At 54.4% G+C, this 14,134-nt stretch carries 13 protein-coding genes and 1 pseudogene; 9 read left to right on the top strand and 5 right to left on the bottom strand.

Features of this window, described 5'->3' with window-relative positions:
• The 6 genes and pseudogenes from LC431_RS24770 to ppnP form a co-directional block, all read left to right on the top strand.
• Positions 1–224 (top strand): annotated as a pseudogene (locus LC431_RS24770) (IS4 family transposase); the annotation flags it as partial.
• Positions 225–754: 530 nt separating this feature from the next.
• Positions 755–1,537 carry an IclR family transcriptional regulator gene (locus LC431_RS24765; protein WP_037036780.1) on the top strand — a complete coding sequence of 261 codons (783 nt, stop codon included), beginning with the start codon at positions 755–757 and terminating at the stop codon, positions 1,535–1,537.
• Positions 1,538–1,613: 76 nt separating this feature from the next.
• On the top strand, positions 1,614–3,191 hold the full coding sequence (locus LC431_RS24760) for an OPT/YSL family transporter (protein WP_037036782.1): 1,578 nt from the start codon (positions 1,614–1,616) through the stop codon (positions 3,189–3,191).
• A 135-nt stretch (positions 3,192–3,326) separates the two neighbouring features.
• On the top strand, positions 3,327–4,256 hold the full coding sequence (locus LC431_RS24755) for a DUF1177 domain-containing protein (protein WP_112151735.1): 930 nt from the start codon (positions 3,327–3,329) through the stop codon (positions 4,254–4,256).
• A gap of 4 nt (positions 4,257–4,260) precedes the next feature.
• The gene (locus LC431_RS24750; protein ID WP_037036786.1) at positions 4,261–4,938 is read left to right on the top strand and encodes an AroM family protein; all 678 of its coding nucleotides are present in this window, start codon (positions 4,261–4,263) and stop codon (positions 4,936–4,938) included.
• Between the two features lie 179 nt (positions 4,939–5,117).
• The gene (gene ppnP / locus LC431_RS24745) at positions 5,118–5,408 is read left to right on the top strand and encodes a pyrimidine/purine nucleoside phosphorylase (RefSeq protein ID WP_013576688.1); all 291 of its coding nucleotides are present in this window, start codon (positions 5,118–5,120) and stop codon (positions 5,406–5,408) included.
• A 58-nt stretch (positions 5,409–5,466) separates the two neighbouring features.
• On the opposite strand, the gene rdgC is transcribed toward ppnP, so the two are convergent.
• Positions 5,467–6,381 (bottom strand): recombination-associated protein RdgC, encoded by a 915-nt coding sequence (gene rdgC / locus LC431_RS24740; RefSeq protein WP_112151734.1) that lies wholly within the window; start codon positions 6,379–6,381, stop codon positions 5,467–5,469.
• 209 nt (positions 6,382–6,590) lie between these two features.
• Between rdgC and mak the strand changes: the two genes are divergently transcribed.
• On the top strand, positions 6,591–7,511 hold the full coding sequence (gene mak, locus LC431_RS24735; RefSeq protein WP_013576686.1) for a fructokinase: 921 nt from the start codon (positions 6,591–6,593) through the stop codon (positions 7,509–7,511).
• A gap of 67 nt (positions 7,512–7,578) precedes the next feature.
• Here the strand turns inward: mak and LC431_RS24730 are convergent, their stop codons facing one another.
• Complete coding sequence (locus LC431_RS24730) at positions 7,579–8,892, bottom strand: aspartate aminotransferase family protein (RefSeq protein WP_223510416.1); 1,314 nt, start codon at positions 8,890–8,892, stop codon at positions 7,579–7,581.
• A gap of 278 nt (positions 8,893–9,170) precedes the next feature.
• Here LC431_RS24730 and LC431_RS24725 point away from each other — a divergent pair, with 278 nt between their 5' ends.
• Both LC431_RS24725 and LC431_RS24720 read left to right on the top strand, forming a co-directional pair.
• Positions 9,171–10,181, top strand: a complete 1,011-nt coding sequence (locus LC431_RS24725; RefSeq protein ID WP_112198706.1) for a phosphotransferase enzyme family protein — start codon at positions 9,171–9,173, stop codon at positions 10,179–10,181.
• Positions 10,182–10,365: 184 nt separating this feature from the next.
• Positions 10,366–11,451, top strand: coding sequence for an AraC family transcriptional regulator (locus LC431_RS24720; RefSeq protein ID WP_119261899.1), 1,086 nt, complete (start codon positions 10,366–10,368; stop codon positions 11,449–11,451).
• Here LC431_RS24720 and LC431_RS24715 read toward each other — a convergent pair.
• From LC431_RS24715 to LC431_RS24705, 3 genes are read right to left on the bottom strand one after another with little or no spacing between them, the layout of a single operon-like run.
• Complete coding sequence (locus tag LC431_RS24715) at positions 11,448–12,269, bottom strand: ABC transporter ATP-binding protein (RefSeq protein ID WP_037036791.1); 822 nt, start codon at positions 12,267–12,269, stop codon at positions 11,448–11,450. The two genes, LC431_RS24720 and LC431_RS24715, sit on opposite strands and share 4 nt — an antisense overlap.
• Entirely contained in the window at positions 12,266–13,030 is a 765-nt protein-coding gene (locus tag LC431_RS24710) for an ABC transporter permease (protein ID WP_223510415.1), read from the bottom strand. The genes LC431_RS24715 and LC431_RS24710 overlap by 4 nt, the downstream gene beginning before the upstream one ends.
• 11 nt (positions 13,031–13,041) lie before the next feature.
• On the bottom strand, positions 13,042–14,064 hold the full coding sequence (locus LC431_RS24705; protein ID WP_223510414.1) for an ABC transporter substrate-binding protein: 1,023 nt from the start codon (positions 14,062–14,064) through the stop codon (positions 13,042–13,044).
• Between the last annotated feature and the right edge of the window lie 70 nt (positions 14,065–14,134).

Here is a 14,134-nt window from a genome sequence, read left to right as displayed (position 1 = left end):
TGCCTTATCAGCTGAGTTTTAGCGGTGCAGTGTCGGAGATATTACGGTTGTTAATCGGGCTGCCGTGGGCATCAGCGGGAGCCATCCCGGGTCATCTGAAGCATTTTTACAGCAACGCAGCGATGCTCAAACTGCCCTCGAGACGTGAGCGTGAATATGCGAGGGAAGTGAGAGAAAAAAGGTCGAAATATCCCTTAAAAAACAATGCCGGTCACCTTAAGTGACCGGCATTACCCGGGTGGCTCGTTTTTTTATGTCAGCACGTTGTGACTCAAGCTTGAATCAGGAACCGGTGTAAACAAAACGGGCCATGTCATGTGAGGGGGATCACGTATGCTTAAGTATTGTACTGATGTATATGTGGGCGTAACATAATAACTCAGGTGATTACTTTAACCTCTAACAATGGAACCCATGATGAAGTCCCTGATGTCGTTTTTTAATCAGCATGCCAAAGTGATGCCTGCCCTCCTGTCGATCACCATCATCCTCATTGAAGCCTCCATCGCCCTGTATATTTTGCGCAATATTTAATCACGATAATCTGCTGAGTTTTACGTCCGTCACCTCATTAATACTCGGCATTTAACTTGCCTGACTCTTAATTTCATCTATTTAAGAATTCCTTTAAGCATATTCATTTGCCTGACGTGTTGTGCGTGAAAAATAAACGACTTGACGCTGACACGTATCAGCTTTAGTTTTTATTTAACTTAACAGGAACCCTGTTCCATATACCGGAACTCACTCCTTTATGACCACATTAGAAAATGCGGCTGCGGTACTGAAATTATTTTCAAAACAGGGGATTAGTCAGGGGCATCCCGGTTTGTCATTCAGTGATGTGGTCGAAAATTTAAAATTACCGAAAAGTACGGTGTCCCGTCTGCTGATGACGATGGAAACGCAAGGGCTGCTGGAACGTGATCCGGACAGCCGTCTGTACCGCATCGGAAAATTATTACTGGCCGTCTCCAGCCATTATTTGTCGGCCCCGCTGGTGGATTTAGCGTCGCCGTATATGACGCAACTCAGTCAGCTGACGCAATGCACGGGTTATATCTCGATGCTGGAAGGGCGCGACATTATGGTGATGCGCATGTTTCCCGGCAGAACGTATCTGCAAGTGGTTACTCCGGCCGGAAGCCTTTTGCCCGCGCACGAAACGGCTATCGGGCGCGCGATCCTTTCGCGCTATACCGATGACCAGGTTCTGGCGCGGTTTAGCGGAAAATATCAGGCGAATTCTGCTAATTCGCCTGAGAGCAAGGAGGTTTTGTTAGCCAGGCTGGCCGATGTCCGCCTGACGGGGGTGTCATTTGCCAACAACGAAACGTTGCTGGGAATAAGTACCTTAGCCACCAGTATTTTTAATAAGCACCGTAATGAAACCGTTGGATTATGTTTATCTTTCCCTTCGCCGGCGCAGGGGAAAGAAATTCCGGAAGGAATAAAAGAAGGGCTGATTGCCGTAACCCGGCAAATTGCCGAAAAATTGGGTGATGAGTATTGGCATTTATCTAAAACGGCCATGTAGCAGCCGTCAGGATAATGACGAATAACGGACCCGGATTATTTGCTATGTGAAATACTTGCTCAACACCAGGGGCCTTATGTCAGATCAACCTGCAAAGAATAATAAGGAGAATCCGCTAAAGGATATTGGCACTCTCATCGTGATGATTCTGTTGTCTGTTTTAGGCGCAATCATCGGTGTCCAGCTGATTACTACTTTAGGCGTTACGCCGAATACCTCGATTATAGGCGCGCTGTTTGCCATGTTACTGGCACGCATTCCGATGCAGGCTTTTTACCGCTACCGTTCTGTTCATACGCAGAATCTGGCGCAAACCGTCATTTCATCTGCGACCTTTGGTGCGGCAAACAGTTTGCTGATGCCGATCGCTATTCCTTATGTCATGGGCCAGCCGCAACTGATCATGCCGATGTTTACCGGTGTGGCCGCAGCGATGTTGCTCGATGCCTACCTGCTTTATCGCCTGTTCGACACCAAAGTGTTCCCGGCCAGCAATGCCTGGCCACCCGGTGTTGCGGCGGCTGAAGCGATTAAAGCCGGTGATAACGGCGGGCGTCAGGCCTGGCTGCTGGTCGCGGGCGTGGTTGTTGGTGTGGCTGGAGCGATGCTGAAAATCCCGATGGCGGCTTTCGGCACGGCGTTTATCGGCAATATCTGGGCGCTCAGCATGTTTGGTATTGGCTTGCTGATCCGCGCTTATGCGCAGCCGGTCGCCGGGCTGGACCTCAACGCGCTGTATATTCCTCACGGCATGATGGTCGGCGCGGGGCTGGTGTCGCTGCTGCAGGTGATTCAGGTGGTGCGTGCTAAACATGCCGACGCCAAAACGACCTTTACCCAACCGGCGAAAGAGGTGCGTAAAGCACTCGGGCTGGGCGCATTCGGTTATATCGCCATCGCGGCACTGCTGGCGCTGGCGGGCGGCCTGTACAGTGAAATGTCAGTCAGCATGCTGATTGCGTTCGTGATTTACGCCGCCTTTGCCGCCTTCTTCCACGAGCTGATTGTCGGGATTGCCGCGATGCACTCCGGCTGGTTCCCTGCCTTTGCCGTGGCGCTGATTACCTTAATTATCGGTATTCTGATTGGTTTCCCTCCGCTGGCGTTATGCGTCCTGACGGGCTTTACCGCTGCTACCGGTCCGGCATTTGCTGATATGGGTTTTGATCTGAAAGCCGGATTTATTTTGCGCGGTTACGGCAAAGATTTGCAGGCTGAACTTTACGGCCGCCGCATCCAGTTATTCGCCGCATTGCTGGCATTTGTCATCGCCATTCCGGTGGTGTGGTACGCCCATTACGGTTACTTCGCCCAGGATTTAGTGCCGCCGGTGGCGCGGGTTTATGCCAAAACCATTCAGGCCGGTGCTCAGCCGGGCATTGCACACAGCCTGCTGATCTGGGCGATTCCGGGCGCATTGATTCAGCTGATTGGCGGACCGAAACGCCAGCTTGGCGTACTGCTGGCGACCGGTTTGCTGATCAACAGCGTGATGGCCGGATGGGCCGTGGTCTGTGGCATCGTGCTGCGCATTATCATTATCCGGATCTGGGGTGAAAAAGGGCGTACGCCAATGGAAGTGCTGGCGGCAGGTTTTATTGCCGGTGACGCGCTTTACAGTTTCTTCACGTCGATCTTCAGTGCCAAAAAGTAGTGAGTACCGCACCAACACCAGGGCTGATGTTCAGCCAGCATTAAACACCTGACTGTTCCACGATGAACAGCACCCGCGACCGTTTTGGCTACTGCGTGAAATACGCCGGTCGCGATGTTTTAAGAGGACTGAGTGATGAGTTTGCAACAGACATTAACGGTATTCGAACTGATTGACAGCGCCCACGTCAGCGGTCAGGACATTGTGGACTTGTTCGCCCGTTATCCGGGGATTACCGCCAGCACACACCGCGCTGACGGCCCGAAAGGTGGCACTGATTTTGTGCGTATCACTGTGCCGGGCAGTCAGGGTAAAAGCAGTGGTGGCACGGCACCCACGCTTGGGATTATCGGTCGTCTGGGCGGGATTGGCGCGCGTCCGACGCGTATCGGTCTGGTCTCTGATGGCGATGGTGCGATTGCCGCTGTCACCAGCGCACTTAAACTGGCTGATATGCAGCGCAAGGGCGATGTGCTCGACGGTGATGTGATTATCACCACCCACATTTGCCCGAACGCACCGACCCGTCCGCATGATCCGGTCGATTTTATGGATTCGCCGATTGATGACGTGACCATGAACGACAACGAAGTGGTGGACGGCGTGGACGCGATCCTGTCTATCGACACCACCAAAGGCAACCGCATCATCAATCACAAGGGTTATGCCATTTCACCGACGGTGAAAGAGGGTTACATCCTGCGTGTTTCTGAAGATTTGCTGCGCATCATGGAAATGACCAGCGGCAAACCGGCGGTCACTTTTCCGATTACCACGCAGGACATCACGCCTTACGGCAACGGTGTGCATCATCTGAACAGTATTCTGCAACCGTCAACGGCGACGACCGTGCCGGTGGTCGGTGTGGCTATTACGGCGGAATCTGTTGTGCCGGGCTGTGGCACCGGGGCAAGTCATGAAGTGGATATCGCACTGGCGGCAAAATTTGCTGTTGAAGTGGCGAAAGAGTTTGGCCGCGGCACTTGTCAGTTCTTTGATGCCGATGAATATCAACTCCTGTTGTCGCTGTACGGAAGCTTGCGTCACCTGCAAAACCGGAAGTAACACGATGATGACATCCCTTGCGACGTTAACAATCGGACAGGCACCACGCAGCGACATTATGCCGCTGCTGATGGAACATCTGCCGGCCGGGTCAGTCACCCATGTGGGCTTACTCGACGGGTTAAGCAGGGAGCAAATAGAGCAGCGTTATGCGGCTGCTGAGGGCGACGCTGTACTGGTCACCCGCCTGCTGGATGGTTCGCAGGTTACGATGGCTGCGCACCGCGTGGAAAGCGGATTACAGGAAAAAATCGACGTACTGGAAGCCCTGGGTTGCATGACCATTCTGCTGCTTTGCACCGGCGAATTTCATCATCTGCATGCTAACAATGCGCTGCTGCTGGAGCCTGACCGCATTATTCCACCGTTGATCGCCTCAATAGTCGGTCAGCATCGTGCGGGGATTGTGGTGCCGGTTGAATCACAGGTGGTTGAGCAGGCGAACAAATGGCGAAAATTAGCCAAAGCGCCCTGTTTTGCTGTTGCCAGCCCGTATCTTTCTGACGATCAGGCGCTGACGGACGCGGCGATGCATCTGGCTGAACAGGGTGCGGAAGTCGTGGTGCTTGATTGCATCGGCTTTAACCGCCATCACCTCGATGTGCTGAAAAAATATCTGAATATTCCGGTGCTGTTACCGAATGTACTGATGGCAAAACTGGCGGCGGAACTGGTGGTTTGAGGTATGACTGAGGGGCGAACAGCTACCCACAATGGCACTGTGCGGCCGTAAAATCAAATCAGCGCTACCGCTTTGCGGGCGGTGTCGTCTCGTGCGGATAAAGCGGTAATAATCAGTGACAGAAGGCGCTTTCTGCCCCTAATATGAAGGCTCTGAAATTTATCGCAAAGGGCCAATCTATGTTGAAAAATAATGAGTATTTTGACGGGAAAGTAAAGTCGATTGGTTTTGACAGCGAAAGCACGGGTTCAGCCAGTGTTGGCGTGATGGCCGTCGGTGAATATACTTTCGGCACTGCAAAGCCGGAAGAAATGACGGTGATCAGCGGTTCACTGAAAGTGTTGATCCCGGGATCACCGGACTGGCAGGTATTTAAGCCAGGCGAGACGTTCTACATTCCGGGTAAAAGTGAATTCAACTTACAGGTCGGCGAAACCACCTCATACCTCTGTAAGTATCTGACTAAATAACTTCTTCAGACACAGAAAAGGCGCTCATGAGCGCCTTTTTTACGTTTTGCATCCGGTCTTAGCGTTGCGCTTCGCCGCCTAATGCCTCGATCAGGTTCTGGATCAGCGCTGCCAGTTCACCGGTCATCAGCACGAAATCTGCATCGAAACGCCCAGCGAAGTCTTCGCGGTCGATATCTTCGTTTTGATCACGAATGACGTCGCTGAATTTCAGGCGCTTAATGCTGCCGTCGTCCGCCAGCACCACGGCGATACGTTCCTGCCAGTCAACCGCCAGCTTAGTCACCAGTTTGCCGTTCTCGATATGCGTGGCGATTTCATCGCTGACCAGCACCTGTTTCTTACAGCGGATCACGCCGCCTTCCTCCAGGATCGCTTTCAGCTCGGCTTCGTCCTGCAGCGTAAAACCGGCGGGGGTATCGCCGGAACGCACCCATTCGGTCAGCGTCAGTTCGATCGGGCTTTCCATGGTCAGCGGCACCACTGGCAGCGAACCGAGGCTTTTACGCAGCAGCGCCAGCATGTCTTCGGCTTTCTTGGCGCTGGCGGCGTCAACCATGATCAGGCCGTTAACGGTATCAATCCACATGAATGTCTGGCTGAACCGGCTGAAGGCGCGTGGCATCAGGCTGTGCAACACTTCATCTTTCAGGGAATCTTTTTCAGTCTTTTTCAGCTTGCGGTGTTGTTCACCTTCGAGCTGCTCAATCTTGGCCTGTAACTCCTGTTTAATCACCGGAGAAGGCAGGATTTTTTCTTCTTTACGGGCGCAGATCAGGATCTGACCACCGTTGACATGCGTCAGCGCGTCGCCGCCGTGGGAACCCATCGGGGAGACCCAGCCGGTTTTCGACATGTCCTGGCTGCCGCACGGGGTAAAGGTGAAAGCACTGAGCTGTTTTTCCATTTCGTCAGCAGATAACGAAACTTCACGGCTCAAACGGTAAACTAACAAATTTTTAAACCATAACATGGCGTTATCCCTGTCCCGGCGCACTCGTGGTACGCTGAATAAATGAATGCAGGGCGGCATGATAACCAATTGAGCGTCAGCCGTCGTTAAGAAATCGCCGCACCCTGTAACATTGCATAACAGCTTATTCTGGTGACAGTCGCGTCTGGCTTCTAAACTGAATAAACTCAAAAAAACTGACCCTGCAAAGTGTAAAAGGAGAGCAACACGTGCGAATTGGCATTGATTTAGGCGGCACAAAAATAGAAGTCATTGCGTTATCTGATGAAGGTAAAGAGCTGTTTCGCAAACGGGTCGATACGCCGAGAAATGACTACGAACGTACGCTCAAAGCGATTGAAGGGCTGGTGCTGGACGCCGAAAAAGCCACAGGTCAACGTGGCAGCGTGGGGCTGGGGATCCCCGGCACCTTGTCGCCATTTACCGGTAAGGTGAAAAATTCCAACTCGGTCTGGCTGAACGGACAACAGCTGGATGAGGATCTGGCGCTGCTGTTAAAACGCGAAGTACATATTGCCAACGATGCCAATTGCCTGGCGGTGTCAGAAGCCACTGACGGCGCGGGCGCGGGCCGTCACACCGTATTTGCCGTGATAATCGGTACCGGTTGCGGTTCCGGTGTGGCGCTTCACGGTGCGGCGCATGCGGGCGGCAACGGCAATGCGGGGGAATGGGGGCATAACCCGCTGCCGTGGCAGGATGAAGAAGAAATGCAGTTTGCCCGTGAAGTCCCGTGTTACTGCGGGAAATCAGGCTGCGTCGAGACCTTTGTTTCCGGCACCGGTTTTGCAGAAGACTATTTTCGTTTGTCCGGTCAGCGGCTCAAAGGCGCAGAGATTATTGCGCTGGTGGAGCAGGGCGATGAAACTGCAGAACAGGCGCTCGGGCGTTATGAGCGTCGTCTGGCCAAGGCGCTGGCGAACGTGGTGAATATCCTCGACCCGGACGTGATTGTTTTTGGGGGCGGCATGAGTAACGTGGATCGTTTGTATCAGACGGTGCCGCTGCTGATTAAACAATGGGTGTTTGGCGGGGAATGTGAAACGCCGATCCTCAAAGCCGTACACGGTGATTCGAGCGGCGTACGCGGCGCTGCCTGGCTTTGGCCGCAATCACGTTTCGCGTTGTAAGCCATTATCCGTTTATCAACTTCAAGGGCGCAGATTTTGCGCCCTTTCCGTTTGTAACCCGCTTCAGTCAGAACATCTTGCTCAGTACGTTTTCCAGCGCATTGACCAGGATCTGGCTGTGTTCTGCGGTAAAGACCAGCGGCGGGCGGATCTTCAAAATGTTGGCATGCGGGCCGGAGGCGCCAATCAGCACGCCTTCTTCGCGCAGTGCGTTGACCACCGCCAGCGCGGTAGCGGAATCCGGCCCGCCGTTTTCGTTGACGAAATCGACGCTGACGAACAGTCCTGCGCCACGCAGGCTGCCAATCGCCGGGAAGCGTTGAGAGAGTACGGTGATGCCGTCAAGAATGGCTTTACCCGCCAGCCCGACACTGGCAATCAGGTTTTCCTGCTCGATAACTTCCAGCACCGCCAGCCCGACCGCAGAAGACACGGTATTGCCGCCGAAGGTATTGAAATAACTCGATTCACTGCCGAAGCGTTCCAGGATGTGCGGCTGAATAGTGATGCCCGCCATCGGGTGTCCGTTACCCATCGGTTTGCCGAGCGTCACGATATCTGGCAACACGCCGTGGCGCTGGAAGCCCCACATATGTTCGCCGGAACGGCCATAGCCCGGCTGGACTTCGTCGGCGATATACAACGCCCCGGCTTCGTGAATAACGTCGATGGCTTCTTTCAGAAAACCGGCCGGATCGAAGAAACCGCCGTCGCTGGTGAAGAAGGTGTCGATCATCAGGGCAGCCGGTTTGATGCCATGGCGATCCATATCCGCCAGTGCGGCACGGATGTCGTTGGCAAAGCGCTTGCCAACTTCAGCCGGGTTAGCCGGGTGGTGAGCCGGTGCCGGAATCACCCGCGCATCACCGTTCACTTTAACGTATGGCCCCATCGAGGCCGATAGCCCGGCAATCGCTTTGGTCATGCCGTGATAGCTGAATTCGGTGACGATAACGCCGGTGCCGCCGGTAAAATCTTCGGCGATACGCAGCGCCAGATCGTTAGATTCGCTGCCCGTGCAGGTGAACATTACCTGGCTCAGCTCAGCGGGCATGGTGCCCACCAGTTTTTCGGCGAAGTTCAGGACATTTTCATGCAGATAACGGGTGTGCGTGTTCAGCGTGGATGCCTGACGCACCAGCGCTTCCAGCACATGAGGATGGCAATGGCCAACGGAAGGCACGTTGTTGTAGACGTCGAGATAACGGCGGCCATCAGCGTCATACACCCACACGCCTTCGCCGCGCACCAGATGCACTGGATTCTTGTAGAACAACTGGTAAGCCGGGCCCAGCAAACGACGGCGGCGTTCTATCATCGCCAGATTGTCGGCTGAAATATTGCCGCTGCTGGCGGCATCAAACGCATTGGTTTTCAACATGAGAGTCATCTCCTGACAGGCGGTTTCAACGTCACTGCCGGTGTGCAAAAAAATGCCATGACGGCGGAAGGTGATTTGATAATGCGCCGGGGAAAGCGGTAAAACTTGACCTCAGCGCGCTGACTGCTGTGCGTTGCAGTCAACTTTTCGCCGTCAGCGCGTCACGCGTGTTTTGCGGTCAACATTTGCTGTTCCTGAGTCAAGCGACGAAAACGCGCCCCTTCCATTCTGGCTATCCGCAATATCGATTTGATTTAACCGGTACGGAGTGGAACCTGATGACTGCAAAACAATCTGACATGCTCGATGACACCAGCCTGAATCTGCTGGCAACAGAAGCATTGCGCCGCTATTCCCCTGATCTGCAAGGGCATCTTTCGCTGATCTGCCGGTCGGAAAATGCCACTTTTTTACTGCGCTGCCCCGACGGCGAACGTTATGCACTGCGTGTTCACCGCGGGGGCTATCACCAGCGGGATGAAATAGAGAGTGAACTGGCGTGGCTGGATGCGCTGCGTGAAAGCGAGATTCAGGTGCCTGAGGCAGTAAAAGGGCGGGATGGTACCGCTGTGCAAACTGTCGCGGTGAGCGAAACTGAAAACCGCAATGTGGTGATTTTTCGCTGGATTGAGGGCGAAATGCCAACCACGGATGTGGATCCGCGGGCGTTTGCTCAGTTGGGGGAAGTGACTGCGCGCCTGCATCAGCACAGCCGTCAGTGGCCGCATCCGGCCGGGTTTCGCCGTATTATCTGGGACAGCGATACCATGGTCGGCCCGCACGGTCACTGGGGCCGCTGGCAGGATGCGCCGGGCATGACGGCGGCCGGGATCCCGCTGATTGAAGAGACGCTGGCGCACACCGGCAGCGTGCTGAAAAGTTACGGCAAGAGTGCACAGCGCTACGGGCTGATCCACGCCGATCTGCGCCTGACGAATTTACTGTTGCACAAAGGTGAAACCCGGGTGATCGATTTTGATGACTGCGGTATGGGCTGGTATCTGCATGATGCGGCGGCGGCGATCAGTTTTGTTGAACATCATCCGCGGGCGCAGGCGTGGGTCCGCCACTGGCTGGAAGGTTACGCACGTATTTGTCACGTGAGCGATGCCGATCTGGCGGTGATCCCGACACTGATTATTCAGCGGCGGATTCAGTTGCTGGCCTGGCGCGGATCGCATGCCACCACGGAAATGGCGCAAAGCCTTGGCAATGAATGGGAACAAGAGAGCCTGCGCCTGTGCCGTGAGTATCTGGCGAAGGCGCATCATCCCTTTGTGATCGGATGAAGCTGCACGAAAAGCGGGCGCCGTAGCAGGGCGCAGGCGCGGCTGGCAAAACTGCCGAAAATTTATCTCATTGTATTGCATTGGTTTATCACCCGGAGATGTGAAGCAAGGTGCTGGTACGGAACTTGCAATTCTCTTTTATCACCGACACTTTTTATTGCCGACATAAAGGGAGTAAAAGACGATGCAGACAGGCCTTTCTTCAACGGCTTCCGGAGCCGGTTTCAGCAATGCGCTGAACGCGCTGACGCGCAGCAATGACAGCCACCGGGGGGTGCTGGCCGCAGCCGCCAGCGGCCTGAGCGATTTTATTCAGGCCAAAGGGGCAGATGTCGATCGTGTGCTAGGCATCTGCCACATCAATCCTGAATTGCTGCAACAACCTACGCTGAGTCTCGGGCTGACTAATTACTGTCAGGTTCTGGAAGAAGCGGCGGCGCAGTCAGGTTGTGATAACTTCGGTTTGCATTACGGGAAACAGTTCAAACCGCAGTCATTAGGGCTGATTGGCTACATCGGTTTATGTTCTTCTTCGGCAGAAACCGCGCTGCAAAACGTAGTGAATGCCTTTCCCTTTCATCAGCACAATACGCTGACGCGGCTGGTGGATAAGGGGGATCATTACCGGTTCGATTATCAGGTGCGGCACGGCAGCATTCTGTGCAGACGGCAGGATGCGGAACTGACGCTGGGGATGATCCTCAATTTATTGCGTCACGGGCTGGGGAAAAACTGGGCGCCGCGTGAGGTGCATTTTGAGCATCCGCGTCCGCAGCAATGGCATGAACACTGCAAAGTATTTGATGCGCCGGTGTATTTCGATCAGCCGTACAATTCCCTGCTGATCGTCAAACGCGATTTACAGCGGGCGATGCCGGAACGGGATCAGACGCTGTTGCTGGTCATGCAGGATGCGATCCGCCGTCTGAATGCGGATGCGCCGTCGCAGCAGTCGCTCACCGACAGCGTGCGATCGCGGGTACGTCAGGCGTTATTACGCGGCGAGCCGGTGCTTGATGAAGTGGCCGAAAAAATGGGTATGTCGCCGAGTTCGCTGCAACGCCGCCTGCGCGAACAGAACCTGACGTTTACCCAACTGGTGGATAACGTCCGTTGCGAACTGGCGACGCATTATCTGCAACAGCAACAACTGCCGATTTCCGAAATGGCGTTGCTGCTAGGGTATTCCGAAGTCAGTGCCTTTTCGCGGGCTTTCCGCCGCTGGTTTGGCGTCAGCCCGCGTCAGTGGCGGCAGACTGCCGCCAGCTAAAGCGCCATCTCCCGTTTAAAGACTTCCAGCGTGTGCGCCTTCACGCGGATAAATTCCGGGTGGCTCATGATTTCCGACCCTCGCGGGCGCGGCAGGTCGAACGGCACGATTTCCGCAATCTGCGTCGGCCGCCGCGTCAGCAGTAAAATCTCATCCGCCAGAAATACCGCATCTTCCAGGTCATGCGAAACAATCAGCATAGTGACGCCGGTCGCCAGTTGCACTTCCTGTAATTTATCGCGGATAAACAGCGTCATCTCGAAATCCAGCGCCGAGAAAGGCTCATCGAGGAACATCACTTCCGGACGCGTCGCCAGCGCCCGCATGATGCACACAGTTTGCTGTTGTCCGCCGGAAAGCTCATACGGATAGCGTTTCAGGTCGAAACGGATATCAAACATCTGCGTCAGTTCTTCGACCCGCGCATTCACATCCGCTTTGCTCATGCCGTGGCGTATCAGCGGATAGGCGATGTTGGCGCGGGCGCTCATCCATGGAAACAGCGCGTCGCGGTAGTTCTGAAACACATAGCCGATGGTGGTTTGCGCCAGCGTTTTGCCGTCGAACAGAATGTCGCCTTTATCTACCGGGATCAGACCGGCGATCATGTTCATTAAGGTCGATTTACCGCAGCCGTTCGGCCCGAAGATCGACACGATCTTTCCACGCGGTAAGTCGAGATTCAGGTCGGTATACAGCGGCTGTCCGGCAAACGCCTTGCTCAGCCCGCGGATCGTCACATGGGTGTCCGGGCGCGTGGCATATTGCGGCAACTGCGGGCCTTTATAATCAGGGTTCAGCGAGAGAGGGTGCGTCATGCTTTGCTACTCCAGTGGACGGTTTTTTTCTCGATCAGCAAAAAAGCCAGATTGAGCAGATAACCCAGCGCGCCGGTGATCAGGATCGAGGCGTACATGTCTTTGATGTTAAACACCTGCTGGGCATCGATGATCCGGTGGCCGAGGCCGGTTTCTGATCCGATAAACATTTCGGCGACGATCACGATCACCAGCGCGATCGACACGCCGGTGCGCAGGCCGACAAAGGTTTGTGCCAGGCTTTCCATCAGCATGATGTCTTTGAAAATATGCCAGCGGGAAATTCCCATTACTTTGGCGGCCATCAGGCGCGTTTTTTTGGCATTCATCACGCCGTATGCGCTGTTGAACAGGATGACCAGCACGGCGGCAAAGGCAGCAATGGCGATTTTGTTGGCGTCAGTAATCCCAAAAATCAGCATAAACAGCGGGATCAGCGCTGACGACGGCGTGGAGCGGAAGAAGTCGATCAGAAATTCCAGGCTGCGGTAAACCTTTTCATTGCTGCCCAAAATTACGCCCAGCGGCACGCCAATTACGGCGGCAAAAGCAAAAGACACCAGCGTGCGGGAAAGGGTTGCGCCGATGTCGGTGCGCATGGACGCGTCGGAAAATGACTGGAACATGTAGCCGATTGTCTCGACCGGCGAGGGCAGAAGCACGGGATTCAGCCATTTTGCGCTGACGGCCAGTTGCCAGAATAAAAACAGCAGTACCGGGCCGACCAGCGGCAGTAACCTTGAAGACCAGCGTGAAGTCATCCTGTTTCTCCTTATCCCTGATAGATCAGCGAAGCGACATCCACCGGCTTGCTGAAGATTTTTCTTTCCGTAAAGACGTCATAAAACTTCTGGAACCATTGCAGGTTGTCGCCTTTCAAATCGGGATACATCACGAAGCCCGGCAGCGGCACTTCTTTGACCAGCGCCGGTTCAATGCTGGTGTAACCGGCGACGTTTTCGCGCGCTTTATCAGGGTGAGCCGCAATGAATTCCACCGCTTTCTGATAAGCGGCAATAAACTTTTTGGTTTCTTCCGGCTTGCTGGCGATAAAACTGGCGTTCAGTGCCGCTGCGCCGCCGAACCACGGGGCGTCGGCGTTGCCGAGCACGTATTTAGAAATAACGCCGGTTTCGAGTGTGCGCGAAAGGTTTTTCATGCGTCCGACAGTGCCGGTCGGTTCGAGCGTATATACGCCGTCAATTTGCCCGGCGGCCAGAGCAGGCGCGTGTTGTCCGACCGGCAGTTCAATGACTGACGGATTAGTGAAGCCATTTTTCTCCAGAATAATTTTTGCCATCGTGACGTTCTGGATCCCCGGACCGCAGGCGATTTTCTTGCCTTTCAGGTCACTGATAGCTTTTGCCGGGCTGTTGAGCGGCACCAGAAATTCATCTAACACCAGCGTATGGTTTGACGGGTTAGAACAGATAATTTTGAACAGACCCGGTGAGGTGATCGCCCCGAGTCCCAGCGCGCCGGTTGCCGTGCCGTTGGCGCAGCCGTGGATCCTGCCGGTGATCATCCCTTCGACAATTTGCTGGGCACTGGCGAATTTAACGCCTTTCACATTCAGCCCGGCTTGTTTAAAAAAGCCCTGTTCCAGTGCCACATACAGCGGCAAACCACCGACAATCGGCCAGTAACCAATACGAATTTCATCGTCGTCGGCTGCAAAAACTGACGTCGGCATCATACCGCCAAGGGTGGAAACGCCGCCGGTGATGGCAAGCCATTTCATCAGCTGGCGGCGTTTTTTATCGACCGGAAGGCATTCAGGTTTGATGTTTTTCATTGGCGGTTCCCTTAGCGGTTATGAAGGCGTTGCAACTTGTACTGCAACTTGTATACATAACGTTAAGCAC

The sequence above is a fragment of the Rahnella sp. GSA61A genome (genome assembly GCF_019969905.1).
Taxonomy (GTDB): domain Bacteria; phylum Pseudomonadota; class Gammaproteobacteria; order Enterobacterales; family Enterobacteriaceae; genus Rahnella; species Rahnella aceris.
The sequence above is the reverse complement of the archived record's forward strand: the minus strand, read 5'-3'. Positions and strand labels throughout refer to the sequence as shown.